General features: G+C 68.8%; 20 protein-coding genes. 16 read left to right on the plus strand and 4 right to left on the minus strand.

Annotation, left to right across the window (positions count from 1 at the left end; all coding sequences use genetic code 11):
• Window positions 1–10 precede the first annotated feature (10 nt).
• The 9 genes from QOZ99_RS13215 (at window position 11) to QOZ99_RS13255 (ending at window position 10209) form a co-directional block, all read left to right on the plus strand.
• Window positions 11–883: a transporter substrate-binding domain-containing protein gene (locus QOZ99_RS13215; RefSeq protein WP_306890455.1), complete on the plus strand. Its 873-nt coding sequence runs from the start codon at window positions 11–13 to the stop codon at window positions 881–883.
• A gap of 77 nt (window positions 884–960) precedes the next feature.
• Window positions 961–1608, plus strand: a complete 648-nt coding sequence (locus QOZ99_RS13220; protein ID WP_306890456.1) for an amino acid ABC transporter permease — start codon at window positions 961–963, stop codon at window positions 1606–1608.
• 15 nt (window positions 1609–1623) lie between these two features.
• Window positions 1624–2445 (plus strand): amino acid ABC transporter ATP-binding protein, encoded by an 822-nt coding sequence (locus QOZ99_RS13225; RefSeq protein WP_306890457.1) that lies wholly within the window; start codon window positions 1624–1626, stop codon window positions 2443–2445.
• Window positions 2446–2573: 128 nt separating this feature from the next.
• Window positions 2574–3482 carry a dihydrodipicolinate synthase family protein gene (locus QOZ99_RS13230; RefSeq protein WP_306890458.1) on the plus strand — a complete coding sequence of 303 codons (909 nt, stop codon included), beginning with the start codon at window positions 2574–2576 and terminating at the stop codon, window positions 3480–3482.
• Window positions 3483–3485: 3 nt separating this feature from the next.
• Window positions 3486–4493: a proline racemase family protein gene (locus tag QOZ99_RS13235; RefSeq protein WP_306890459.1), complete on the plus strand. Its 1008-nt coding sequence runs from the start codon at window positions 3486–3488 to the stop codon at window positions 4491–4493.
• A 26-nt stretch (window positions 4494–4519) separates the two neighbouring features.
• Window positions 4520–5995 carry an aldehyde dehydrogenase family protein gene (locus QOZ99_RS13240; protein WP_306890460.1) on the plus strand — a complete coding sequence of 492 codons (1476 nt, stop codon included), beginning with the start codon at window positions 4520–4522 and terminating at the stop codon, window positions 5993–5995.
• Between the two features lie 8 nt (window positions 5996–6003).
• Window positions 6004–7701: a GMC family oxidoreductase gene (locus QOZ99_RS13245; protein ID WP_306890462.1), complete on the plus strand. Its 1698-nt coding sequence runs from the start codon at window positions 6004–6006 to the stop codon at window positions 7699–7701.
• 14 nt (window positions 7702–7715) lie between these two features.
• On the plus strand, window positions 7716–8711 hold the full coding sequence (locus QOZ99_RS13250; protein WP_306890463.1) for a proline racemase family protein: 996 nt from the start codon (window positions 7716–7718) through the stop codon (window positions 8709–8711).
• Window positions 8712–8748: 37 nt separating this feature from the next.
• Window positions 8749–10209, plus strand: coding sequence for an NAD-dependent succinate-semialdehyde dehydrogenase (locus QOZ99_RS13255; RefSeq protein ID WP_370876854.1), 1461 nt, complete (start codon window positions 8749–8751; stop codon window positions 10207–10209).
• Between the two features lie 51 nt (window positions 10210–10260).
• On the opposite strand, the gene QOZ99_RS13260 is transcribed toward QOZ99_RS13255, so the two are convergent.
• Both QOZ99_RS13260 and QOZ99_RS13265 read right to left on the minus strand, forming a co-directional pair.
• A complete protein-coding gene (locus QOZ99_RS13260) occupies window positions 10261–11784 on the minus strand; it encodes an aldehyde dehydrogenase family protein (protein ID WP_306890465.1) in 1524 nt (507 codons plus the stop codon).
• Window positions 11781–12887 (minus strand): mandelate racemase/muconate lactonizing enzyme family protein, encoded by a 1107-nt coding sequence (locus QOZ99_RS13265; RefSeq protein ID WP_306890466.1) that lies wholly within the window; start codon window positions 12885–12887, stop codon window positions 11781–11783. The genes QOZ99_RS13260 and QOZ99_RS13265 overlap by 4 nt, the downstream gene beginning before the upstream one ends.
• Before the next feature lie 147 nt (window positions 12888–13034).
• Here QOZ99_RS13265 and pdxR point away from each other — a divergent pair, with 147 nt between their 5' ends.
• The 6 genes from pdxR (at window position 13035) to QOZ99_RS13295 (ending at window position 20406) form a co-directional block, all read left to right on the plus strand.
• Window positions 13035–14540, plus strand: a complete 1506-nt coding sequence (gene pdxR / locus QOZ99_RS13270; RefSeq protein WP_306890467.1) for a MocR-like pyridoxine biosynthesis transcription factor PdxR — start codon at window positions 13035–13037, stop codon at window positions 14538–14540.
• Between the two features lie 125 nt (window positions 14541–14665).
• A complete protein-coding gene (locus tag QOZ99_RS13275; RefSeq protein ID WP_306890468.1) occupies window positions 14666–15736 on the plus strand; it encodes an extracellular solute-binding protein in 1071 nt (356 codons plus the stop codon).
• A 127-nt stretch (window positions 15737–15863) separates the two neighbouring features.
• Entirely contained in the window at window positions 15864–16994 is a 1131-nt protein-coding gene (locus tag QOZ99_RS13280; RefSeq protein ID WP_306890469.1) for an ABC transporter ATP-binding protein, read from the plus strand.
• Window positions 16991–17908: an ABC transporter permease gene (locus tag QOZ99_RS13285; RefSeq protein WP_306890470.1), complete on the plus strand. Its 918-nt coding sequence runs from the start codon at window positions 16991–16993 to the stop codon at window positions 17906–17908. Before QOZ99_RS13280 ends, QOZ99_RS13285 begins: the two co-directional genes overlap by 4 nt.
• 3 nt (window positions 17909–17911) lie before the next feature.
• Window positions 17912–18778 carry an ABC transporter permease gene (locus QOZ99_RS13290; protein ID WP_306890471.1) on the plus strand — a complete coding sequence of 289 codons (867 nt, stop codon included), beginning with the start codon at window positions 17912–17914 and terminating at the stop codon, window positions 18776–18778.
• Window positions 18775–20406, plus strand: coding sequence for a GMC family oxidoreductase (locus QOZ99_RS13295; RefSeq protein ID WP_306890472.1), 1632 nt, complete (start codon window positions 18775–18777; stop codon window positions 20404–20406). The genes QOZ99_RS13290 and QOZ99_RS13295 overlap by 4 nt, the downstream gene beginning before the upstream one ends.
• Window positions 20407–20469: 63 nt before the next feature.
• Here the strand turns inward: QOZ99_RS13295 and QOZ99_RS13300 are convergent, their stop codons facing one another.
• Window positions 20470–21537 (minus strand): dipeptidase, encoded by a 1068-nt coding sequence (locus QOZ99_RS13300; RefSeq protein WP_306890473.1) that lies wholly within the window; start codon window positions 21535–21537, stop codon window positions 20470–20472.
• A gap of 322 nt (window positions 21538–21859) precedes the next feature.
• Between QOZ99_RS13300 and serA the strand changes: the two genes are divergently transcribed.
• Window positions 21860–23128: a phosphoglycerate dehydrogenase gene (gene serA, locus QOZ99_RS13305; protein WP_370876855.1), complete on the plus strand. Its 1269-nt coding sequence runs from the start codon at window positions 21860–21862 to the stop codon at window positions 23126–23128.
• A gap of 43 nt (window positions 23129–23171) precedes the next feature.
• On the opposite strand, the gene QOZ99_RS13310 is transcribed toward serA, so the two are convergent.
• Window positions 23172–24707 carry a DUF1254 domain-containing protein gene (locus QOZ99_RS13310; protein ID WP_306890474.1) on the minus strand — a complete coding sequence of 512 codons (1536 nt, stop codon included), beginning with the start codon at window positions 24705–24707 and terminating at the stop codon, window positions 23172–23174.
• Between the last annotated feature and the right edge of the window lie 94 nt (window positions 24708–24801).

The raw sequence follows: 24801 nt of genomic DNA on the forward strand, positions 1-24801 counted from the left end.
GGGAACACCGATGCTCAGCCTCGCAACTGTCCGGCCGCAATCGACGGCCCGCTTCTCGCTTCATCGCCTCGTCATGGCGGTGGCGGCTTTCGTGATCATGGCGCTGTCGAGCTACCAGGCCATGGCCGCCGATCCCAATCTGGTGCTCGACCGCATCCGCAAGAGCGGCGAACTGCGCGTGCCGGTCATGGTGGGCGAGGAGCCCGGCTATATCCGTGATCGCGCGACCGGCGCCTGGGGCGGGTTCTACATGGAATGGGCCAACGACATCGCCACCATTCTCGGCGTGAAGGCGGTTCCGGTGGAAACCACCTGGGGCAACCTCGCCGCCGACTTCCAGGCCAACAAGATCGACATCGCCTTCGGCCTCAACCCCAATCCCAAGCGCGGGCTCGTGGTCGACTATCTCAGCGTGCCGCTGTTCACGGATGCCTGGGCGATCGTCACCAAGCCGGGCTTCACCAAGACCACCTGGAAGGAGCTCAACGACCCGTCGGTACGCATTGTCGTGCAGAAGGGCGGCACCATGCAAGTCGTGGCGGAAGCGCTGACCCCGAAGGCCACCATCACCCCGGTCGAGGATCGTCCGCTCGGCGTGATGGAACTGCAGTCCGGCCGCGCCGACGTGATGATCGTCGCCGTCTTCGACGCCGTCGAGATCGCCAAGCAGATCAAGGGCCAGATCACGCTGCCTACCCCGATGCTGCGCAACCCCGCCACGATCGGCGTGCGCCGCGAGGAGGGCAATGAGGGCTACGAGAACTGGCTGACCAACTGGGTCAACCAGCAGCGCGCCCTCGGCCTTGCCCAGGGCAAGCTGCAGCAGGCCTTCGAGAAGCACGGCATCGACCTGTCCATGCTGCCGCCCGAATTCAGCTTCTGACGCCGACGGCCGGGCGCGGCCCCTGACGACGCCGCGCCCGGCTTTTTCTCCCGTCCGATCCAGAAGGTCCCATCACCGTGTTCGACTGGTCAGTTATCACCCAGAATCTCGATCTGCTCGGCTGGGGACTGCTCGTCACCCTGCGCTATACGGTGATTGCCTGCCTGTTGGGGCTCGTCATCGGTCTGGTGATCGCGCTGGCCCAGCTCTCGCCGCTGCGCGTCACGCGGATGGCCGGGATGCTGTTCGTCGAGTTCTTCCGCAACGTGCCGCTCTTGGTCTGGCTGCTGTGGAGCTACTACGCCCTGCCGATCTTCGCCGGGATCCGGATCAGCCGCGAGGCGGCCGGCATCCTCGCGCTCAGCCTCTATGGCGCGGCCTATTATGCCGAGATCCTGCGGGCGGGCATTCAGGCGCTCGACCACGGGCAGGGGGATGCGGCCAAGGCGCTGGGCATGTCGCCGCTGCAGGCCATGTATCGCATCATCCTGCCGCAGGCCTTCCGCCAGATGATCCCGCCGCTGGCCGGGCAGACCATCATCCAGATGAAGAACACGACGCTCCTGTCGGTCATCACCATTCCGGATCTGCTTTATCAGGCGAGCTACATCTCGTCCTTCACGTACCGGCCGATGGAAGTCTACACGGCGGTCGGCATCATCTTCCTGATCATCCTGGTGCCGTCGAACTATCTCGCCCGCCGGCTCGAACTGCGCAACCACTGAGAAGGGCCCCGCGACATGATCCCCGTTCAGTCCACCGCAGACCCGCTCGTCGAACTCCGCGATATCCGCAAGTGCTTCGGCTCGCATGAGGTGCTCAAGGGCATCGACCTTGACGTGCGCCCGGGCGAGGTGGTGGCGCTGCTCGGCTCCTCCGGCTCGGGCAAGACCACGCTGCTGCGCTGCGTCAACCTGCTCGACCAGCCGACCTCGGGCCGCATCGCCATTGCCGGGGAGCCGATCTTCGACCGCACGCCGGACGGGCGCGACAATGCCCGTCTCAAGGGTCGCGACATCTGGGCGATGCGCAGCCGCGTGGGCATGGTGTTCCAGCAGTTCAACCTGTTTCCGCACATGAACGTGCTCGCCAATGTGATGGAGGGGCCGCGCACGGTGCTGGGCGAGGACGAGCGCACCAACCGGGAGCGGGCGATGGACCTGCTGGCGAAGGTCGGCATGGCCGATTTCGCCGACCGCATGCCGACCCGGCTCTCGGGCGGGCAGAAACAGCGCGTCTCGATCGCCCGCGCGCTCAACATGCGCCCCGCCATGATGCTGTTCGACGAGCCGACCTCGGCGCTCGATCCCGAGCTGGTCGGCGAGGTGCTGAACACCATGATCACGCTCGCCCGCGAGGGCATGACCATGCTGGTGGTGACGCACGAACTGGGTTTCGCGCTCGAAGTCGCCACGCGGGTCGTGTTCCTCGACCAGGGCGCCATCGCCGCGCAGGGCACGCCGCAGCAAGTGCTGCTTCATCCGGAAAACGAGCGGGTGCGCACCTTCGTGAACCGCTTCCACGCCACGGCCGAACTCATGCGGCCGCTGCTGTCAACCTGACGCTACCGGCCGGACGAGAGCCGGCCGCGATCCACGCAGGACCCGCCTTTCCGCGCGCGCGCCTCTCGCGGCGTCCGCGCCACGGCCCGGTCCATCCGCACTTCACGCTTCAACCGCTGAGACGAGACATGACGAAGACCAGTTGGCAGGGCATTCACAGCGTCCTGGTTACCCCCTTCCTGCCCGAGGGCGCGATCGACTTTCCCCGCTTCGAGGCGCTCGCCGACGCCAATATCGCCAGCGGCGCCGATGGTCTCATCGTGTGCGGCTCGACCGGCGAATTCTACGCCATGAGCGTCGCGGAGCGGGTGAAGCTGTTCGAGGCCACGGTGAAGGTGGCCGCCGGCCGCGTGCCCGTGCTGGCGGGCGTCTCCGACCTGCAGACGGACGTGGTGCTGCAGCTGATCAAGGCCGCCGAGGCCACGGGATGCGACGGTATCCTCGCGCTGCCGCCGGTCTATGCCAAGCCGGACCTGCGCGAGGCCGAGCATTTCTACCGCCGCCTCTGCGCCGCCACCGGCCTGCCGGTGATGCTGTACAACAGCCCGGCGCGCATCGGCGTCAACATCACGCCGGACCTCGTCGCGCGCCTCGCCGAGGTGCCGAACGTCGTCGCCATCAAGGATTCCTCGGCCGACATCCAGCAGGTGGCCGAGCTGTGCCAGAAGGTGAAGGGCGAACTGGCGGTCTTCGTCGGCTATGAGACGATGATCCGCTCCTCGCTGCCGCTCGGCGTCGTCGGCGTCGTCGCCATGGCGCACCAGCTCTCCGGCCGCCTTGTGCGCCGCTATTTCGACGCCTGCGCGAGCGGCGACGGCGCCACGGCGGATGCTCTGGAGCCGGCTCTGTTCGCCATCTATCGCTGCTTCAAGACCGGCAGCTTCTATGCCGGCATCAAGGCGACGATGAACAGCCTCGGCCAGCCGGTCGGCCTGCCGCGCGAGCCGCTGCTGCCCTTCACCGATGCGCAGATGGCCAGCGTGGCGAAGATCCTCACGGAGGCCGATGTCGCCGCCGCCATCCAGAAGGTTGCGTGAACCATGCGTTCCACCCGTATCATCCAGGGCATCGATTCCCACACGGCCGGCTGCCCGCTCCGCCTCATCACCTCCGGCTTCGGTCCGATCCGCGGCAAGACCATGGTGGAGAAGCGCGCCGACCTGATGAGCCGCGACTGGCTGCGCCAGCTCGTGCTGTTCGAGCCGCGCGGCTCGTTCAACATGCCGGCCGCCGTGCTCACCGAGGCCTGCTCGCCGGATGCCGATATCGGCATGCTCATTCTTGAGCCGGATACCTATCCCCCCATGTGCGGCCACTGCGCCATGGCGGTCGCCACCATCGCGGTGGAAGCCGGCTACATCACCGCGCAGGAAGGCGAGACGCTGGTGCGCCTCGACACGCCGGCCGGCGTGGTGCCGGCGCGGGTGAAGGTGGAGAACGGCCGCGCCGTCTCCGTGACGCTGGAGATGCCGCTCAGCTTCCTCTACCAGCGCGACGTGATGGTGGAGACGAAAAGCTTCGGCACCGTGCGCGCCGACATCGCCTTCGGCGGCGATTTCTACCTCATCGTCAAGGGCCCGGACCTCGGCCTCGACCTCACCACCGACAATGCCTGGGCGCTGGTGAGCGCGGCCGCGGAACTGCGCGCCGGCCTCAAGGACATCCCGGTCCAGCACCCCACGCTGGCGCATGTGAACGAGATCTACCAGATCGAGATCATCGGCGAGGGCGATGGCGTGCGCTTCGACGGCAAGAATGTCGTGGTCTGCCCGCCGACCGTGATCGACCGCTCGCCCTGCGGCACCGGCACCGCCTCGCGCATGGCGATGCTGCACGGCAAGGGCGAGCTGAACGTGGGCGACACGTTCCGCCATGCCGGCATTCTCGACACGGTGTTCACCGGCGAGATCCATGGCGAGGCCAGTGTCGGCGACCTGCCGGCGATCCGCTGCACCGTCACCGGCTCGGCCTACCTCACCGGCAGCTTCAACTTCTTCCTCGATCCCAACGACCCGTTCCAGCAGGGCTTCCGCCTCACCGGCGTCTGAGGATCCGCGTTCAGGAGAGGGCTAACATGTCCCATGATTTCGACCCGAACGGCGTTGCCGCCATCACCGATCACCTGATCGGCGGGCGGCGCGTCGCTGGCGACGGCGCGGCCATCGCGCTGGTGCGGCCCTCCGACGGGGCGCCGATCGGCACCATCCGCGCGGGCGACGCGGCGCTGGTGGACGAGGCGGTGCGCCTCGCCGCCACCACCCGCACCGCCTCCGGCTGGGCCGGCGCCACGCCGACCGAGCGGGCGCGGGTGTTGAAGGCGTGGGCCGACCTCATCGACGCGCGGCGCCTCGACCTCGCCCGGCTCGAAGCGGCGACCACGACCCGGCCGATCGCCGACGTCGTGACCCGCGATCTGGTCCGGGCGGCGGGCGCCGTGCGCTATTTCGCCGAATGGGCCGACAAGATCGAGGGCACGCTCATTGCCGGCGCCAATAGCGGCACGACCTTTCTGAAGCCCGAGCCCTATGGCGTCATCGCCTCCATCGCGCCGTTCAACTTCCCGGCGATCAACGCCATCTGGAAGTCCGCTCCGGCGCTCGTCACCGGCAACGCCGTGGTGCTCAAGCCTTCCGAACTCACCCCGTCCTCGGCGGTGATGATCGCGGAACTGGCGATCGAGGCGGGCCTGCCGGCCGGCCTGTTCAACGTGGTGCAGGGCGCCGGCGAGACCGGTTCAGTGCTGGTGCGCCATCCCTTGATCGGAAAGATCACCTTCACCGGCTCCTCCGCGACAGGTGCGCGGGTGATGGCGGATGCCGCCATGACCGGCACCAAGCCGCTGACGCTGGAGCTGGGCGGCAAGACGCCCCAGCTGGTGATGGACGACGCGCACGATCTCGACGCGCTCGCGGCCACCATTGCCGGCGGCTTCCTCGCCAATGCCGGGCAGGTCTGCACCGCCGGCACCCGCCTCATCGCGCCGCGCCGCATCTTCGACGATTTGACCGAGCGCGTGGTGGCGCTGGCGCAGGCCCGCGTGCCGGGCCCCACCTGGGACAGCCGCGCCACGCTGCCGCCGATCATCAGTGAAAAGCAGGCGGCGCGGATCGACCGCATGGTCGAACAGACGGTTGCCGATGGCGCACGCGTGCTGACGGGTGGCTCGCGCTATGCCGGGCTCAACCGCGGCGCCTATTTCGAGCCGACCGTGCTGGCCGGCGTGCCCGACAGTTCGGTCGGCTTCCGCGAGGAATTCTTCGGCCCGGTCCTGTCCGTCCATGCCTATGACGACGAGGACGAGGCCATCGCCATGGCCAACCATCCCAGCTATGCGCTGGCCGCCAGCGTTTATACCACCAGCGCCGCCAAGGCGATGGCGCTGCCCTCCCGTCTCATCGCCGGCACGGTGTGGGTCAACGGCCATGGCCGCCAGCCCGACTTCGCCACCCCGCAGGGCGGCTTTGCCGGCTCGGGTTTCGGCAAGGAGATGGGCCGCGCCGGGCTTGAGGGCTTCCTGCGCTTCAAGACCGTCTGGCTCAATCACGGCTGACCGAGAACATGTCCCAGCATTCCTTTGACTATATCGTCGTCGGCGGCGGCGCGGCCGGTGCCGTGCTGGCCAGCCGGCTTTCCGAGGCGTCCAACCTCAAGGTGGCGCTGGTGGAGGCCGGCAAGGACACGCCGCCCGGCGCCGAGCCGGCCGATACGCTCGATGCCTATCCGATCGTCGCCTATTTCAACCGCTTCTATCACTGGCAGAACCTGAAGGTTCACCTCTCCGACCCGCAGCCGGGCGCGGAAGGGCGACGCTACGAGCAGGCGCGGGTGATGGGCGGAGGAACCTCCATCAACGGTCAGTTCGCCGTCCGCGGCGTGCCGTGGGACTATGATCACTGGCGCGAGGATGGCGCGGAAGGCTGGGGCTGGGACGATGTCCTGCCCTATTTCCGCAAGCTGGAGACCGATCGCGATTTCGGCGACAGCCAGCTGCACGGCAGCCACGGCCCGCTGCCGGTGCGCCGCATCGCGGAAAAGGACTGGTCGCCCTTCGCCAGGACGGTCGCGAAGGTGCTGGACAGGCAGGGCGTGCGCAACATCGCCGACCATAATGGCGTGTTCGACGACGGCTACTTCCCGATGACCATCAACAATGTCGATGGCCAGCGCGTCTCCACCGCCCGCGCCTATCTTACCCGCGAGGTGCGCGCGAGGGCGAACCTCACCATCTTCGCCGAGACCGAGCTGACCGAACTGCTGTTCGAAGGCCGCCGCGTGGTGGGGCTGGAGGCGGTGGGTCCGCGCGGGCCGATGACCTTGAGGGCGCGCGAGGTGATCCTCTCCACCGGCGCCCTGCAGACCCCGGCGCAGCTGATGCGCGCGGGCATCGGGCCGGCCGGGCACCTGAAGGAATTCGGCATCGAGGTGCGGGCCGACCGGCCGGGGGTCGGGCAGAACCTGCAGGACCACCCGATGGTGGCCTTCGCCGCCTATCTACCCAAATCCGCCCGCCTGCCGGCCAGCCAGCGCCGGCATATCCAGATGGGCTATCGCTACACGTCCGGCCTGCCGGAGACGACGCCGGGCGACATGTTCGTGCTGCCCTCCAACCGCGCCGCCTGGCATCCGCTCGGCCGGCGGCTCGCCTCCATCATCGTCTGCGTCAACCGGCCCTATTCCACCGGCGAGGTGCGGCTGGCCGGCGCGTCGGCGCAGACGGCGCCCTTCGTCAATTTCCGCCAGCTGTCGGACGAGCGCGACCTTGCGCGGCTGGAGGACGGCATGCACCGGCTGTGGCGCATGGTGAACGACCCGGCGATGGACGGGGTGATCGAGAACATCTTCCCCGCCACCTTCTCCGAGCGCGTGCGCAAACTCGGCGCGGTCAGCCGCGCCAACTGGTTCATGACGCTGATGGCCGCCGGCATCATGGGCACCGGTCCGCTGTCGCGCAAACTGATGATCGAGAAAATCATCACCCCCGGTCTGAAGGCGAGCGAGATGATGGGCGACCGCGGGCAACTGCGCGCGTGGATCCGCGAGAATGCCTGCGGCAGCTGGCACGCCTCCGGCACCTGCCGGATCGGCCGTGTCGACGATCCACGCGCCGTGGTCGACAGCCGCGCCCGCGTCATCGGCGTCGAGGGGCTGCGCGTGGTCGATGCCTCGATCATGCCCTCGGTCATCAGCGGCAACACCATGCTCACCACCGTGATGGCCGGCGAGAAGATCGCCGACGCCATCAAGGCCGGGCAGTGAGGGGGAGCGAGGCCATGGCCGAGCGGCGCTGGATCGCCACGATCGACAGCCACACCGCGGGGCACCCGACCCGCGTCGTCACCGGCGGTGTGCCGGTGCTGCACGGCGAGAGCGTCGCGGCGCGGCGGGATGATTTCCGCGCCCGTTTCGATCCGCTGCGCACCTTCCTCCTGCATGAGCCGCGCGGCCATGCGGCGATGGTCGGCGTGGTCATGACCGAGAGCCGGGTGGCCGATTTCGGCGCCTTCTTCCTCGGCAGCTACAAATATCTCGAAATGTGCGGCCACGCGACGATCGGCCTCGCCGTCACGCTCGACCATATGGGACTGATCGGCCCGTCCGGGCAGCGCGAGAGCCGCTTCACGCTGGAGGTGCCGGCCGGGATCGTCACCGTGCATGTCACCCGCCGGGGCGGTACCGTGGCCGCCGTGACATTCGAGAACGTGCCGGCGCGCGTGGTCGCGACCGATGTCACGGTTTCGGCCGGCGGCCTCGCCGTGTCGGCGGATGTCGTCTGGGGCGGCAACTGGTACGGGCTGGTGCCGGCCGAGGCGGCGGGCATCGTGCTGGAGCCGCGCGGCGTCTCCCATGCGATGGCGATCGGGGCGGCGCTCAAGGCGCGGCTCAACGCGATGATCGCGGCCGGCGAGGTGCCGGGCGCGGTGGAGCCGATCGACAGCATCCTGTTCCACGCGACGCAGCAGGACGCGGATGGCCTCGTCAGCCGCCAGCTCGTGGTGCTGGAGGCCAACAAGTTCGACCGCTCGCCCTGCGGCACCGGCTCGTCCGCCCGGCTCGCCCAGCTGGTGGCGCGCGGGGTGATCGCGCCCGGCGAGACCATCCGCACCCGCAACATTCTCGATGTCGATTTCACCGCCACGGCGATGGCGATCGAGGGCCGGGGCGATGCCATCCGCCCGCACATCGTGGGCCTCGCCCACATCACCGGCGAGCATCGCTTCGGGCTCGCCGCCGACGATCCGCTGCCCGACGGCTTCCTCTGCCGCTGACGACCATAATCGGCCCTCTCCGAGGGGCCTTCAGGAGATGACGATGAGCGTATCCGCGCTTTACGACGAGACGATCGAGCTGCTGATCGACGGCGAATGGTGCCAGGGTTCCGACGGCGCGAGCGAGGTGCTGGAAAATCCGGCGACCGGCGAGGCGCTCGGCACCGTGCCGCATGCCTCGGACGCCGATCTCGCCCGCGCGCTGGAGGCCGCCCAGCGCGGCTTCAAGGTGTGGAAGTCGATGACCGCGCAGGCGCGCTACGTCATCATGATGAAGGCGGCGGAACTGATCGAGGCGCGCAAGCAGCAGATCGGGCGGCTGCTCACGCTGGAGAACGGCAAGCCGCTGGCCGAGGCGGTGCCGGAAGTGCAGTTCGCGGCCGACGCCACGCGCTGGTATGCCGAGGAGGGCAAGCGCGCCTATGGCCGCGTGGTGCCGGCCCGCATGCCGAATGTGCGCCAGCTGGTGCTGAAGGAGCCGGTGGGCCCGGTCGCGGCCTTCGCGGCATGGAACTTCCCGGCGTCCAACGTGATCCGCAAGATTTCCGGCGCGCTTGGCGCGGGCTGCTCAATCATCATCAAGCCGGCCGAGGAAACCCCCGGCACGGCGGTGGCGATGGCCCGCTGCTTCCAGGAGGCCGGGCTGCCCGCCGGCGTGCTCAATGTCGTGTTCGGCGTGCCCGCCCATGTCAGCGAGGTGCTGCTGGCTTCGCCCATCCCGAAGGCGGTGACGCTGACCGGCTCGACCGCCGTGGGCAAGGTGCTGCAGGGCCTCGCCGCGCGCACGCTCAAGCGCTGCACCATGGAACTGGGTGGTCACGCGCCGGTCATCGTCCATGGCGACGCCGATCTCGATCTGGCCACGCGGACGCTGGTCGCCTTCAAGTTCCGCAATGCCGGGCAGGTCTGCACCTCGCCGACGCGGTTCTTCGTGCACGAATCGCTCTACCGCCCCTTCGTCGAGCGTTTCGTCGAGCTTGCCTCGGTGCTCAAGGTAGGCAACGGCCTGGAGGCCGGCATCCAGATGGGCCCGATGATCGCCCGCCGCCGGCTGGCGGTGATGGAGGAACTGGTCGGCGATGCCGTGGCCAAGGGTGCCGAACTGAAGCTCGGCGGCCGTCGCATCGGCAATCAGGGGCATTTCTTCACCCCGACCGTGCTGGCCGACGTGCCGGCCGACGCCGCGATCCTGTCCACCGAGCCGTTCGGCCCGATCGCGCCGATCACCCCGTTCGCCGATTTCGACGACGTCGTCGCGCGGGCGAACGCGCTGCCCTACGGGCTGGCCTCGTTCGTCTTCACCCGCTCCGGCGCGCTCGCCGCCCGCACCGAGGAGGCGCTCGACGCCGGCCTGGTGGGGGTGAACCACATGGCGGTGTCCACGCCGGAGACGCCGTTCGGCGGCGTCAATGAATCCGGCTACGGCTCGGAAAGCGGCATCGAGGGCCTCGACGCCTTCCTGCGCACCAAGTTCGTCACCGAACTGGCCGCGCTCTGAGCGACGACACGGAGGCGCGTCGCCCGGGCCGCGCCTCCGATCCGCCGCCGTTCAGCGCAGGCGGGCGACGATGCTCTTGGTGCGGCAATAGCTGCGCAGGCCTTCCATGCCCTTTTCACGGCCGAAGCCGGACTTGCGGTTGCCGCCGAACGGGACTTCGATGCCCCCGGCGAAATATTCGTTGATGTAGACCTGCCCCGCGTCCACACGCCGGGCGAAGCGCTGCGCCTTGTCGAAGCTCGCGGTGTAGATGCCGGCCACCAGCGCGAATTCGGTGGCGTTGGCGACATGAATGGCTTCGTCGAGATCACCGACGACCTGCACCGCCAGCACGGGGCCGAAAATCTCCTCGGTCACGATCGGGTCCTCGACGCCGCGCGCGGCGACGATGGTGGGCGCGAAGAACCAGCCGCCTTCCGCGCCGGCCGGGTGAACGATGCCGCCGCCGGCGAGGATCGCGTTGCCGGCTGCCTCGGCGCGCCGCACATGCGCGTCGATGCGCGCCAGCTGCAGCGCCGAATTGACCGGGCCGACATCGACGCCATCCAGCCCATGGCCAAGCCGCAGCGCGCGCACCCGCGTCACCAGCCGACAAAGGAATTCGTCGGCGATCGAGCGTTCCAGCACGAGCCGCGAGCCGGCCGAACAGATCTGTCCGGCATTCTCGTAGATCGCCTCCAGCACGCCCTCCAGCGCGATGTCGAGATCGGCGTCGGCCAGCACCACCAGCGGCGACTTGCCGCCCAGTTCCAGCACCAGCCGGGTGACGTTCTGCGCCGCCGCCTGCATCACCGCGATGCCGGTCGGTACCGAGCCGGTGAAGGTGATGTGATGTATGCCGGGATGGGCGACGAGCGGCGCGCCGGCCCGCGCGCCCGTGCCGGTGACGACGTTCAGCGCGCCGTCCGGCAGGCCGGCGCGGGTGGCGAGTTCAGCCAGCATCAGCGCGGTGAAGGGGGTCTGCTCGGCCGGCTTGGCGACGATCGCGCAGCCGGCCGCCAGCGCCGGGGCAATGCCGCGCGCGGCGGTGGAGAGCGGGTAGTTCCACGGGATGACCTGCGCGCACACGCCGACCGGCTCGTCGAGGGTGAAGCCGAGATAGTTCCGGCCGAGCGGCAGGCTGGCGCCTTCCAGCTTGTCGGCGGCGCCGGCGTAATATTCGAAGGCGCGGATGACGCCGCGCACATCGCCCTGCGCCTCGCTGAGCCGCTTGCCGCTGTCGAGGCATTCGACCAGCGCGAAACGGTCCGCCTCCGCGCGCAGCAGGCTCGCCATGCGCTGGAGCACGCGGCCGCGCTCGGCCGGGGTGGCCTCGCCCCACGCCCCGGTGAAGGCGGCGCGGGCCGCGGCGACGGCGCGGTCCACATCCTGCGCATCGCCATTGGCGAAGGCGGCGAAGGGCGCGCCGCGGCCGGGATCGGCGCTGTCCATGCGCGCGCCGCTGGCGGGCGGGGTCCAGCGGCCGGCGATGAAATGATCGCGCGGCAGGCCCTTGAGCGTGCCGGTGGCGCGGATCTCGGCGATGCCATCGGCGAGGGCGACGCCGGCAGGGAGCACGTTCGCGGATGTGCTCATGCCTCCACCTCGCTCACCTGATAGGTGGCGGCGTCCAGCCAGGCGGGCTCGATCTCCAGCCCCCAGCCGGGCCCGGCGGGGATATCGACCTTGCCGTCCTTGGCCTGCAAGGGGTTGCGCAGCACGCCGACTTCCCAGGGGTAGTAATCCTCGCCCTCGATGGAGAATTCGACATAGGGGCCGGCATTGGCCAGCGCGCCCATGATGTGGAGGGTGAAGCAGGTGACCATGAGCTGGTTGGCGGAATGCGGCGTCACCTGGATACCGGCCTCGGCCGCCATCTGCGCCACCATCCGCATGCGCTCGACGCCGCCAATATAGCTCACATCCGGCTGCACCACGTCGACCACGCGATTCTCGATCATGTAGCGCCACAGCATCAGGTCGCAATCCTGCTCGCCGCCGGTCACGTCGAGGTCCAGCGCGGCGGTGACTTCCCGCGTCCAGTGGTGCTGCCAGTACGGGCAGGGCTCCTCGAAATGGACGACGCCGTGATCCTGCAAAAAGTGGCCGACCGCGATCGCCTTGGCCGGCGAATAGGCGCTGTTGCCGTCCACCAGCAGGCGGGCCCCGTCGCCGAGCGCCTTGCGCACCATCGGCACGATCGCGTCGGTGCGGCCCGGCCATTCGTCGAGGTCGTGGCCGCATTCCCGGCCGACGCGGAACTTGAAGGCGGTGTAGCCGAACTCGCCCTGCAGCCGCTTCAGCCGCTCGGCCTCGGCCTCGGGGGTGATCTCGCCGCGCTTCATGCTGGAGGCATAGACCGGGAAGGCGCGCGGCGTGCCGCCGAGCAGCTCGCACACGCTCTTGCCCGCGACCTTGCCGCGCAGGTCCCACAGCGCCGTGTCGAGCCCGCCGAGCGCGCGGAACAGGTAGGAACAGGGGAATTTATGCTCGCGCTCGGGGATCCGCTCCACCAGCCCGCGAATGTCGTCGGCCTCCGCGCCCAGCGCGTGGGGGGCGATCTGGCGGTGGAAAACCTGGGCCGTGATGTCGGCATTGTAGGTCGACATCTGCCCCCAGCCCTGACGGCCGTCCTCGCGCGTCACCCGCACGAAGCCGACGGCGCGATTGGAGAAGGTTTCCAGACGTTTGATCTTCATGAGGCTGACGCTTTCCCGCGATGGTTCACCTTGGCAAAGCCGAAGGCGTGGGGGATATTCGGCCGGAAATGGTCTGGAGCTAAGGGCCATTCTGAATATTGGGGCAGACCACTTGAGCGCGGCGACAGCCGGCGCGGGAGCCGCGTGATGGTGAAATGGGCTGAGGGCGTGCTGCTGCAGGCGATCCCGATCGACCGCGACAGCGAGCCGCCGCTGACCCTGCAGATCGCTGCCGGCCTGCGCGAGATGATCCTCGGCGGGGCGCTGAAGCCCGGTGAGCGGCTGCCCGCCACGCGCACGCTTGCCGAGGAACTGTGCGTGGCGCGGGCGACCATCGTCGAGAGCTTCGAGCGGCTGGTGGCGGAGGGGCTGCTGGAGACGCGGATCGGCTCGGGCACCTTTGTCAGCCTGGTGGTGGATGCCGAGCGGCCGACCCCGCCGCCGCGCGCGCCACAGGTGCCGATCCAGAGCGCGCGGCTCGCCCGCTCGATGACGCTGGCCGCCGAGCGCTTCGTCGCCCGGCTGCCGCACGAGCCGCGCCCCTTCACCACGGCGCTGCCGGCCTATGATGCCTTCCCGATGGGGGAATGGACGCGGCTGGCCGCGCGGCACTGGCGCAATCCGCGCCATCAGGTGCTCGGCTATCCCGACCCCAGCGGCTATCGTCCGCTGCGCGAGGCGATCGCCGCGCATCTGCGCACCAATCGCGGCATTCACTGCGACTGGAACTGCATCTTCATCGTCGCCGGCGCGCAGCACGCCTTCCAGCTGATCGCCGGGGCGCTGATCGACCCGGGCGACACGGTGTGGTTCGAGGATCCCGGCGCCATCGGCGCGCGCAACTCGCTGGTCATGCAGGGGGCGGGGCTGGTGCCGGTGCCGGTGGATGACGCCGGGCTGAACGTGGAACGGGGGCTGGAACTGGCGCCGCATTTCGCGCTGGCCTTCGTCACCCCCTCGCACCAGCAGCCGCTCGGCGCCAAGCTCAGCCTGGAGCGGCGCTTCGCCCTGCTCAAGGCGGCCGCCGCCTCCAGCGCCTTCGTCATCGAGGATGACTGGGACGGCGAGTTCTGTTTCGAGGGCCAGCCGCTGCCGACGCTGAAGGGCGTGGATGCCGCCGAGCGGGTGATCTATGTCGGCACCTTCTCGAAATCGCTGTTTCCCGCGCTGCGGCTCGGCTACCTGCTGGCACCGCCCTCGCTGGTGCCGACCTTCGAATCCAGCCTGGCCGCCACCTCTCCCGGCGTGCCGACCGCGCTGCAGGCGACGGTGGCCGATTTCATCGCCGAGGGCCATTTCGCCACCCATGTGCGGCGCATGCGGCGGCTCTATGCCGAGCGCTACCAGACGCTGGTCGAGACGGCGCAGACGCTGCTGGGCGACTGGCTGGACATCGTGCCGACCACGACCGGCATGCACACGGTCGGCTTCTTCAAGCAGGGGCTCGATGCCGAGCGCGTGTGCGCGGAAGCCGCGCGGCTGGGGCTGACGGTGGCGCCGATCAGCCGATTCTGCATCGCCCCCTATCCGCGCCAGGGCGTGGTGCTGGGATTCTCCGGCTTCTCGCCGGCGCAGATCCGGGCCGGGATGCCGCTGCTGCGGCAGGCGGTGCTGGCCTGTGCCGGTGACGCGGCGCCCGGCGGAATGCGCTGACTGGACTGGACGTTTTTCTCAGAATGGACCTGCCGGGCAGGCCAATCAAACCGTAACGTCGCCATGAGACGATCCGCGGCCAGGGGGCCGCCAGAAGATCGATCCAAGAACCTTCGGAGATGAACATGCGCGACGTGAAAGGGATTATCGTCGGTCTCCTCGCATCGGTGATGCTGACGGCCGCGGTACCGGCGCGGGCCGAGACGCTCCGCCTGCTGACCTGGGGCGACTATGCGCCCGAGGCGGTGATCAAGAAGTTCAAGGACGCGACCGGCATCGATGTCGAAGTCACGATTTCGAACAACGAGGACATGATTTCCAAGCTGCGCGCCACCGGCGGCGCCGGCTTCGATCTCGCCCAGCCCAGCCAGGACCGCATTCTCGGGCCGCAGACCGATTTCGGCATCTACAAGCCGATGGACCTCTCGAAGATCACGGCCGGGCTGTTCATTCCCGAACTGCTGGACGCCGCGAAGAAGAACACCGCCATCGACGGCAAGGTCTATGGCGTCGCCCATCTGTGGGGCACGTCCGGGCTGGTGGTCGACCGCAAAAAGGCGCCGGACATCAAGAGCTTCCTCGATCTGTGCAAGAGCGAGTACAAGGGCCGGGTGTCGATGCGCCTGAAGCGCCCGGCTCTGCTCGGCATGGCCTTCGCGCTGGGCGAGGATCCCTTCGCCGCCTATGGCGACAAGGCGAAGTACCAGGCCATCATCGACAAGGCCGGCGCGGCGCTCGCCGCCTGCAAGGCCAATGTGAAGGCCTATTGGAGCGGCTCCGACGACCTGCTCAACATGATCCGATCGGGCGAGGTGGTGGCGGCCGAGGCGTGGGATTCCACCGGCTTCAAGCTGAATGCCGAGAACCCCGACATCAATTTCGTGGCGCCCGCCGCCGGCGCGCTGGGCTGGATCGACACCTTCGCCCTGCCGGCCAAGGGCAAGAATGACGACGCCGCCTACAAGTGGATCAACTTCGTCATGCAGCCGGAAATCGCGGCGATGATCGTCGATTCCGCCGGCAGCTTCTCCGCTTCCAAGGGCTCGGACCAGTTCGTCTCGCCCAAGCTGCGCGCTGCCTTCCAGCAGGCCTTCCCGCCGGAAGTCATCGCGCAGATCAAGTGGTTCCCCGCCGTGCCCGCCGGTCTCGAGGAGATGGAGGGCAAGGTGCTCGACAAGGTCGCCGCCGGCAACTGACGCGGCGGTCCGCTGTCCCGGCCGGGCGCGCCCCGGCCGGGCATCCACGCGAGGGCGGACCGACCGGGTCGGCCGCAAGGTGCCGGGCGCGTTCCGGCCGAAGGGCGAGGTTTTCGGAAAGAAGCGCATGGCCAATGATCTGGAGTGCCGCGCACTCGTCAAATCCTACGGGGCCTTCACGGCGGTGAGCGGGGTTTCCCTCGCCGTGCCCAAGGGCTCGTTCTTCTCCATTCTCGGCCCGTCCGGCTGCGGCAAGACCAGCCTGATGCGGATGATCGCCGGCTTCATCGAACCGACCGCCGGCGAGATCCTGATCGGCGGGCGCTCCATGCGCGGCGTGCCGCCGAACCGGCGGCCGGCCAACATGGTGTTCCAGCACCTGGCGCTGTTTCCGATGATGAATGTCGCCGACAATATCGGCTACGGCCTGCGCCGGCGCGGCATGGCCAAGGCCGAGATCGCCCGGCGGGTCGGCGCCGTGCTGGAGCGCATCGATCTCGCCGATTCCGGCCCCAAGCGCATCGATCAGCTCTCCGGCGGGCAGAAGCAGCGCGTCGCCATCGCCCGCTGCATGGTGCTGGAGCCGACCGTGCTGCTGCTCGACGAACCGCTCGGCGCGCTCGACCTCAAGCTGCGCGAGCATATGAAGGTCGAGCTGAAGCAGTTGCAGCACCAGTTCGGCACCACCTTCGTCTATATCACCCATGACCAGTCGGAAGCCCTCGTCATGTCCGATCAGGTGGCGGTGATGAATGCCGGCCGCTTCGAGCAGGTCGGCACGCCGGAGGATCTCTATTATCGCCCGGCCACGCCCTTCGTCGCCGGCTTCGTCGGAGACAGCCACCGCTGGGGAGCGCGCATCACCGCGCAGGCGGGCAGCGACCTCCGCGTCGAAACCAGCACCGGGCTGGCGCTGCGGGCGAGCGCCGTCGTCCCGCTCGCGGAAGGCGCGGCCAGCAGCGTGTTCGTGCGGCCCGAGGCGATCGAGGTGCGGGTGGCCGACGGGCGCCCCGATCCGGCGCCGGCCTTGGCCGACGTCAACGTGTTCGCCGGCCGGCTCGAAAGCCTTCTGTTCAATGGCGCTAACAGCCGGGCGATGATCCGGCTGGCGCGCGGCGACCTGATCGGCGCCGTGCTGCCGCAGAACCTGCTCGGCACCCGGCTGGGCGAGGGGGCCGCGGTGGAAATCCGCTTCGCCGCCGCCGCGACGCTGGCCTTTCCCGCCGGCGGGGACGCGCTCGGTGGGGACGCGCCATGAATGCGCCCCTGAACCCGGCGGCCTCGGGCGCTTCGGCGCCGCGCGAGGAAGGCGCGGCGGCACGGCGCCTGTCCTTCATCCTCGTTTTCGCGCCCTTCGCCTTGTGGATCGCGCTGGTGATCCTGGTGCCGCAGCTCAACCTGTTCTTCCTGTCGCTGCGCGAGAAGGTGGGCCCGCAGGTCTATGTGCTGGGCCCGCGCAACTATACCGAGCTGTTCGGCGAGAGCGTCTATGTGTTGACGCTGGTGCGCACGGTGGTGATGTCGCTGCTGGCGACCTTTGCCACGCTGATCATCGGTTTCCCCATCGCCTATTACATCGCCAAGATCGCCCGTGGACGGGCGCGCACGCTGCTGTTCATGAGCTGCCTGCTGCCCTTCTGGGTCAGCGAGCTGGTGCGGGTGTTCGGCTGGATGCTGATCCTGCGCGAGACCGGGCTGCTGTCGCGGCTCCTCCAGGGCCTCGGTCTCGTCGATGGCCCGGTGGAGCTGCTCTATAACGATGTCGCCGTCATGGTCGGCCTCATCTACACCTCCATGCTGTTCATGGTGGTGCCGCTGGTCTCCACGCTCGACAGCCTCGACGATGCGTTGGTGGAGGCGGGCTATGACCTCGGCGGCAACGGCCTGGTCGTGCTGTGGGAAATCGTCATCCCGCACGCCAAGCCCGGCATCGTCGCCGGGGCGATCATCGTTTTCATGCTGAATCTGGGCAACTATCTCACCCCGACCCTGCTGGGCGGCAAGAACAGCCAGTGGTTCACCGCGCAGATCTACTCGCAGTTCATCACCCGCTTCAACTGGGAGTCGGGCTCCGCCTTCGGCTTCGTGCTGCTCGTCACATCGAGCCTCATCGTGTGGCTCGCCCTGCGCGCCAGCGGCCAGACCCTCTCGGGCACGATCGGAAAGGGCTGAGCCATGCTGCCGTCGATTCCCGCGCCCCGCTTCGTGACATTCGCCTATCGGGCCTATGTGGCGCTGTTCTTCGTCTATCTCGCCGTGCCGCTCGTCGTGGTCGCGGTGTTCGCGTTCAACGATTCGCTCTATCCCTCGCTGCCATGGAAGGGCTTCACGCTGGACTGGTTCTTCGGGGCGAGCGCGCCGAAGATCGGGCTGTTCCACGATCGCGCCATCCTGCGCGGGCTGGTCAACTCGCTGCTGGTGGCCTTTGCCACCACGGCCGCCTCGGTGCTGGTGGGCACCACCACCGCCTTCCTGTTCGAGCGCTACGATTTCCGCTTCAAGGGCCTCTGCTACATGCTGATGCTGGCGCCGCTGGTCATTCCCGGCGTCATTCTCGGCATTTCGATCCTGGCCTTCTCGTCGCAGATCGCCAATGCGGCGGATGATGCGTTCGGCATCGAGCTCAACGCGCTGCGCCCCGGCCTCCTGCTGGTCGCGCTCGGCCAGTTCTCCTTCATCGCCACCATCGCGACGCTGGTCATCTCGTCCCGGCTGCGCAAGTTCGACCGCTCGCTGGAGGAGGCCGCGCTCAATCTCGGCGCCAGCCCGTTCATGGCGATCGTCACGGTGACGCTGCCCTATCTCGCGCCGGCGCTGATCGGCTCGGCGCTGGTGGCCTTCCTGATGTCGTTCGAGAATTTCAACACGACGCTCATGCTGGTCGGCTCCGACGCGCCACTGACCATCACCATGTTCGACCGCATGAAACAGGGCTCGACCCCGGTGCTGAACGCCGTCTCGGTGTTTCTCATGCTGGGCTCGGCGCTGCTCGGGCTCGTCTCCGTCATGGCCCAGCGCGGCGGCAGGGGTGCCGCGGAATGAGCGGGACGAACGAGGACGAGGTCGATTACATCGTCGTCGGCTCCGGTTCGGCCGGCTCGGTCGTGGCCGGGCGGCTGGCCATGGACGGGCGCTTCCGCGTGCTGCTGCTGGAGGCCGGCCCGCGCGATCGCTCGCCGTGGATCCACCTGCCGATCGGCTACGGCATGTCGTTCTACAATCCGCGCGTCAACTGGATGTACCGCACCGAGCCGGTTCCCGGGCTCGACGGGCGGGTCATCTACCAGCCGCGCGGCAAGGTGATCGGCGGGTCCAGCTCGATCAACGCCATGGTCTATTCGCGCGGCCAGCCGAGCGATTTCGAGGCCTGGGCGGCGATGGGCAATCCCGGCTGGGGCTGGGAGGAGGTGCTCGCCGCCTATCGGCGCATCGAATCCCACGCGCTGGGGGACAGCCGCTGGCACGGCGGCAGCGGCCCGCTGGCGGTGAAGGAGATTTCGCGCGAGGCCCATCCGCTGGCGCATGTCTTCATCGCGGCGGGGCAGCAGGCCGGCCATGCCTTCAATCCCGATCTCAATGGCGGCAGCATCGAGGGGATCGGCTATTACCAGATCAACACGAAGGGCGGCCTGCGCATGTCCGCCGCCCGGGGCTGGCTGTGGCCGGCCATGCGCGCCAGGGCGCTGCGGGTGGAGACGGGCGCGCTGGTCACGCGCATCGATCTGGACGGCCGGCGCGCGGTCGGCGTCACCTATGAGCAGGGCGGGGCGACGCATGCGGTGCGGGCGCGGCGCGAGGTGGTGCTGTGCGGGGGCGCCATCAACACGCCGCAACTGCTCATGCTCTCCGGCATCGGCCCGGGTGAGCCGCTGCGCGCGCTCGGCATCAAGGTCCGGCACGCGCTGCCGGCCGTGGGCGCGCATCTGCAGGATCACCTCTGCCATGACCATGTCTATCGCTCGCGCCTGCCGAGCCTCAATGACGACCTGCTGCCGCTCGCCGGCAAGATCCGCGTCGGTCTGCGCTACCTCATGACGCGGGGCGGCCCGCTGGCGCTGAGCGTCAACCAGGCCGGCGGCTTCGTGCGCTCCGCGCCGGACGCGCCGCAGCCCGACATCCAGCTCTATTTCTCGCCGCTCTCCTATGAGCGTGCCGTGCCGGGCGTGCGGGCGCTGATGAAGCCGGACGCCTTTTCCGGCTTCTCCATGAGCATTTCCCCCTGCAACCCGACCAGCCGCGGCGCCATCGTGCTCGCCTCGCCCGATCCGCATGTGGCGCCTGAAGTGCGCGCACGCTATCTCGACACGCCGGAGGACCAGCAAGTCGCTCTCCTCGGCGTGCATATGCTGCGCCGTCTGGCGGCGACGCCGGCGCTCGCCGCGATCATCGCGCAGGAGATCAAGCCCGGGCCCGAGTGTACCGATGAGGCGGAGCTGCTCGCCGACATCCGTGCGCGCGGCTATTCGGTGTTCCACCCCTGCGGCTCCTGCCGCATGGGCCCCGATCCCGCCAGCTCGGTGGTCGATGCGCGGCTGCGCGTGCATGGGCTCGCCGGCCTGCGCATTGTCGACGCCTCGATCTTTCCGCTGGTCACGTCCGGCAACACCAATGCCCCGGCCATGATGGTGGGTGAGCGCGGCGCGGACTTCCTCCTTGAGGAGGCCCGCTGACACCTCGTGGCTGCTTGAGGAGGCGTGCTGACGCCTCGTGGGGCGAGAGCCGGCGTCGCGGGGTCAGGGCGCCTCGCGCCAGGTGCGGGCCAGCACCCGCAGCCAGTTCTCCCGGCAGATCTTGGCGAGGTCGTCGGCGGTGAAGCCATCGGCGGCGAGCGCCGTGATGAGTGTCTGCTGGCCGGCCGCGTCGCCGATATCGGCCGGAATGGTCGCCCCGTCATAATCCGAGCCGAGCGCCACGGCGTCGATGCCCATGCGCTCGACCATATGGCGGATATGGGCGACCATCCGGGCGATCGGCGTATCGGCATTCTCCTGCCCGTCCGGCCGCAGCATGGTGGTGGCGTAGTTGAGGCCGACCACGCCCGCGCTTTCGCGCACGGCATCCAACTGGCGGTCGGTCAGGTTGCGCGCCACGGGGGTGAGCGCGTGGGCGTTGGAATGGCTCACCACCAGCGGCTGGTCGGTGGTCTTCGCCACGTCCCAGAAGCCCTGCTCGGTGATATGGGCGAGGTCGACGACGATGCCGAGCCGGTTGCATTCGCGCACCAGTTCGAACCCGGCCGCCGTCAGTCCCGGCCCGGTGTCCGGGCTCATGGGATAGGCGAAGGGCACGCCATGGCCGAAGATGTTGTGCCGGCTCCAGACGGGGCCCAGCGAGCGCAGGCCGGCGGCGTGGAAGCTCTTCAGCACCGACAGGTCGGCACCGATCGGCTCGCAGCCTTCCAGATGCAGCACGGCGGCGAAGGTGCCGGTGGCCATGGCGCCGCGAATGTCGGCCGTGCTGCGGCAGATCTTCCACAGGCCGGCCTGATCCAGCTGGAAGGCGATCGTGCCGATCTCCAGCGCGATATCGAGTGCCTTGAGCCGGTCGAGCGGGCCGGGCATGGGAGTGACATAGTGCCCGTTCGCGTCGGGCGTCTTGAGGATCAGCTCGCCCGAGGGAATGAAGATCGCGCAGAACCCGCCGGCCAGCCCCCCGCGCTGGGCGCGAGGCCGATCGATATGGCCGGCGCTGGTGCCATCGGCGAATTCGCGCAGCGGGTCGATCCCGCGCGCGGCGTGGCTCCACAGCCGCAGCAGGACATCGTTGTGACCGTCGAAGACCAGTTGTTTCGGAAAGGACATGCTGAACCCATTGCCGCGAAATGCCCGACCGACCTCGGCTCTGATGCCGCCGGCCGCGACTCGTGGGGCGATTTGAGCCACGCCGCTGTGGCTTTTGCCAGGCGTTTTGCGCGAACCCCACCGCCGCGCTTCAAACCAAGGTCTGGGCGCGTCGACCGATGGTTTCGAGCCGCATGGCTAGACGGCGGGCGCCAAAAGGTTAAGTTCGCGCCGCCCGCGGCCCCCGCGCTGCCGGGCGGCGGGCCGAGCCGGGCCATGGCGCTTGTCGCGCACCGGACGGGCACCGCCGTGCGCCTATCCGCCGACGAAGGACACCGCGATCGTGCTCGATCTTCTTCCCGCTTTGCCGCAACTCTCGCTCGCCAAGGACAAGATCCGGGTGCTGCTGCTCGAAGGCGTCAATGACAGCGCCGTCGAGACCCTGACGGCGGCCGGCTATTCCAATGTCACGCGCCTGCCCAAGGCGCTGGACGGCGACGCCCTCAAGGACGCGATGAAGGGCGTGCACCTCATCGGCATCCGCTCGCGCACCCAGATCACCGCCGACATCCTTGAGGCGGCGGACCGGCTGATCGCCATTGGCTGCTTCAGTGTCGGCACCAACCAGGTGGATCTCGACGCCACGCGCGCGCAGGGCATCCCGGTGTTCAACGCGCCCTTCTCCAACACGCGCAGCGTCGCGGAACTGGTGATCGGCGAGATCGTCATGCTGCTGCGGCGGATTCCCGAGCGCTCGCGCGCCGCCCATGAAGGGCTGTGGGACAAGTCGGCCCATGACAGCCATGAAGTGCGCGGCAAGACGCTGGGCATTGTCGGCTACGGCAATATCGGCAGCCAGCTGTCCAACCTCGCCGAGGCGATGGGCATGAAGGTGATCTATTTCGATCACATCGCCAAGCTGCGCCACGGCAATACCGAGCCGGTCGGCAGCCTGCACCAGCTGCTGGCGCAGAGCGATGTCGTCAGCCTGCACGTGCCGGAGACGGCGGCGACGCAGAACATGATCGGCGCGGCGGAATTCGCGGCGATGAAGGACGGCGCCTATTTCATCAATAACAGCCGCGGCACGGTGGTCGATCTCGCCGCCCTTGCCGAGGCGCTCAAAGCCGGCCGGCTGCGCGGCGCGGCGGTGGATGTGTTCCCGGAGGAGCCCGGCTCCAACAAGGAGCGCTTCGTCTCGCCGCTGCAGGGTTTGGACAATGTCATCCTCACCCCGCATATCGGCGGCTCCACCGAGGAGGCGCAGGAGCGCATCGGCTCCGAGGTGGCGCGCAAGCTGGTGGATTACAGCGACAGCGGCTCCACCATGGGCGCGGTGAATTTCCCCGAGGTGCAGCTTCCCGGACGCCCGCTCGGCACGCGCTTCATCCAGGTGCAGCGCAACCTGCCGGGCATGCTCGGGCGGCTCAACGAGGTGCTGGCGCGCCACCAGGTGAACATCGCCGCTCAGTATTACGAGACCTATGCCGATGTCGGCTATGTCGTGCTCGACGCGGATGCTTCCGCCGCCGACAGCGAGCGCGTGCTGGCCGACATCCGCAAGCTGGAGGGCACGATCCGCGCCCGGCTGCTCTACGAATACAAGGCGTGAGCGGGGCGCCCACCGCCCGGCTGGTCGGGCGGCGAGGGCATGCTCAAGGCTGCGGCTCGAAGTCGCCCGGCCGCCAGGTCTGGTCGAACCACGGCTCCAGCGGGCCGTAGAGCCGCAGCAGCACGTTGTAGCCCTTGCCCGGCACGGTCTGCACCCAGTTGCCTTCATGGCCGGCCGGCGCGGTCGGGCCGAACCAGACGGTGGCGCCGCCGTCGGCGTTCGTCCTGAGGTCGGGTCGCGTGCTGTCGACGCCGGCCAGCTTCTGGTCGGTGGGCAGCAGCGAACGCGTGTTGTTGTCATAGGCGGTGAAGGCCCAGAAGGCGTTCACCGGCACCGGGCCGGGCAGCGTCACCGAATAGGTGCGGGCGCCGTCGAGATACTCGCCCTTCGCGTCGCGCAGACCCAGCGCATAGGCCGAGCCGGTGCCTGGCTGGGCCTGCGTCATCGCCGGGGTTATGCCGGTGGCGTAGTAGAAGAACATGGTGCGGGCGTCGAGCAGGCGCGCGGCGCCGTCGAGGAAGCGGTAGCTGCCGCCGATGAAGGCGGTGAGCCATTGCCGGTCGCTGTAGATCTTCGCCGCCGGGTCGCGCGAGGCGAACAGGTCGGCGCGGGCGATGCCGTTCGCCACGGCCACCGAATCGCTGAGGATCGCCTTCAGCCGCGCGTCCGGCGCGAAGGGCTGGCCCTTCTTGATGCCGATCGCCGCATAGAGGCCGACCTCGTCGGGATCGACCCAGTTGGCCGGCTCGTTCTGCACCACGCCGTTCAGCTCCTCAAAGAAGCTGAAATCGTTGGCGCTGATCGTGTTGAACCTGCGGCCGGACAGGTTGACGAACGTGGTCGCCGGCGGCTTGGCCGCATCGGCGAGCGGAAACACGGCCGCTTCCGCCTTCACCCCGGCCACGGCGGCGGCGACATCGCCCTTCTCGACGAAGGCGCGATAGAACACGGCCACCCGGTTGGTGCGCGGCCTGGCGATGTGGAAACCCATCCGCGGCAGCGGGCCCGTATAGCCCGGCGGCACGAACAGGTAGTTGCCACCGCGCCCCTGGTCGGGGCCGGTCAGGCCCACATCGGTCACCCAGCGGAAATCGGCGTCGTCCGCCGGCCCGAGCACGCGCGGGGGCACCCGCACCACCATTGGCCCCGCGTTCAGATCGAGGCAGAACAGGGTGTAGACCGTCGTCGTGTTGGCGGTGAGGAAGAGCGAGCGCGCGTCGAGCAGATCCTCAGAAATGCCGATGCCCCCGTTGGCCTTCACGCCCGCCTCGTCCAGTCCCCGGCAGGCGGCATAGACCGAGGTGGCAGAAATGCCCCTCAGGAAGGCATCGATGCCGCGGGTGAAGTCGATCTGGTCACGCAGCAACTGGACCGTCTGCGCGTCGGGGGCGCCATCCTTGAAGCGCAGCGTGCCGATGCGGGTCTCGACCGTGTCGGGCGTGAGGATCTTCGCGGGCACGTCCGGGGCGTAGCGCGGCGCAGTGCTGGTGGTCGTCGTCTGCGCCTGCGCCAATGCCGGTACGAGGGCGAGCAACGTGGCGAGAACGCCGGCCGTGAGATGGCGGGAAGGCGCAATCATGCGTGCGGGCCTCACGCGCGCCATCCCACCGGCCGCACCGAGGCCGGCTTTCGCGGCACGCCCGGGCGCGGCAGGCGAACCGTCCCTCTTCTAC

This window comes from Ancylobacter amanitiformis (genome assembly GCF_030814815.1).
Classification (GTDB): domain Bacteria; phylum Pseudomonadota; class Alphaproteobacteria; order Rhizobiales; family Xanthobacteraceae; genus Ancylobacter; species Ancylobacter amanitiformis.

What these genes read in the sequence shown, in the direction of transcription:
- QOZ99_RS13225 (WP_306890457.1), top strand. Translation starts at nt 1,624, where the DNA reads ATGATCCCCGTTCAGTCCACCGCAGACCCGCTCGTCGAACTCCGCGAT.
- QOZ99_RS13275 (WP_306890468.1), top strand. Translation starts at nt 14,666, where the DNA reads ATGCGCGACGTGAAAGGGATTATCGTCGGTCTCCTCGCATCGGTGATG.
- QOZ99_RS13255 (WP_370876854.1), top strand. Translation starts at nt 8,749, where the DNA reads ATGACGATGAGCGTATCCGCGCTTTACGACGAGACGATCGAGCTGCTG.
- QOZ99_RS13295 (WP_306890472.1), top strand. Translation starts at nt 18,775, where the DNA reads ATGAGCGGGACGAACGAGGACGAGGTCGATTACATCGTCGTCGGCTCC.
- QOZ99_RS13280 (WP_306890469.1), top strand. Translation starts at nt 15,864, where the DNA reads ATGGCCAATGATCTGGAGTGCCGCGCACTCGTCAAATCCTACGGGGCC.
- QOZ99_RS13290 (WP_306890471.1), top strand. Translation starts at nt 17,912, where the DNA reads ATGCTGCCGTCGATTCCCGCGCCCCGCTTCGTGACATTCGCCTATCGG.
- QOZ99_RS13240 (WP_306890460.1), top strand. Translation starts at nt 4,520, where the DNA reads ATGTCCCATGATTTCGACCCGAACGGCGTTGCCGCCATCACCGATCAC.
- QOZ99_RS13310 (WP_306890474.1), bottom strand. Translation starts at nt 24,707, where the DNA reads ATGATTGCGCCTTCCCGCCATCTCACGGCCGGCGTTCTCGCCACGTTG.
- QOZ99_RS13230 (WP_306890458.1), top strand. Translation starts at nt 2,574, where the DNA reads ATGACGAAGACCAGTTGGCAGGGCATTCACAGCGTCCTGGTTACCCCC.
- QOZ99_RS13300 (WP_306890473.1), bottom strand. Translation starts at nt 21,537, where the DNA reads ATGTCCTTTCCGAAACAACTGGTCTTCGACGGTCACAACGATGTCCTG.
- QOZ99_RS13265 (WP_306890466.1), bottom strand. Translation starts at nt 12,887, where the DNA reads ATGAAGATCAAACGTCTGGAAACCTTCTCCAATCGCGCCGTCGGCTTC.
- QOZ99_RS13235 (WP_306890459.1), top strand. Translation starts at nt 3,486, where the DNA reads ATGCGTTCCACCCGTATCATCCAGGGCATCGATTCCCACACGGCCGGC.
- pdxR (WP_306890467.1), top strand. Translation starts at nt 13,035, where the DNA reads ATGGTGAAATGGGCTGAGGGCGTGCTGCTGCAGGCGATCCCGATCGAC.
- QOZ99_RS13215 (WP_306890455.1), top strand. Translation starts at nt 11, where the DNA reads ATGCTCAGCCTCGCAACTGTCCGGCCGCAATCGACGGCCCGCTTCTCG.
- QOZ99_RS13260 (WP_306890465.1), bottom strand. Translation starts at nt 11,784, where the DNA reads ATGAGCACATCCGCGAACGTGCTCCCTGCCGGCGTCGCCCTCGCCGAT.
- QOZ99_RS13285 (WP_306890470.1), top strand. Translation starts at nt 16,991, where the DNA reads ATGAATGCGCCCCTGAACCCGGCGGCCTCGGGCGCTTCGGCGCCGCGC.
- QOZ99_RS13250 (WP_306890463.1), top strand. Translation starts at nt 7,716, where the DNA reads ATGGCCGAGCGGCGCTGGATCGCCACGATCGACAGCCACACCGCGGGG.
- QOZ99_RS13245 (WP_306890462.1), top strand. Translation starts at nt 6,004, where the DNA reads ATGTCCCAGCATTCCTTTGACTATATCGTCGTCGGCGGCGGCGCGGCC.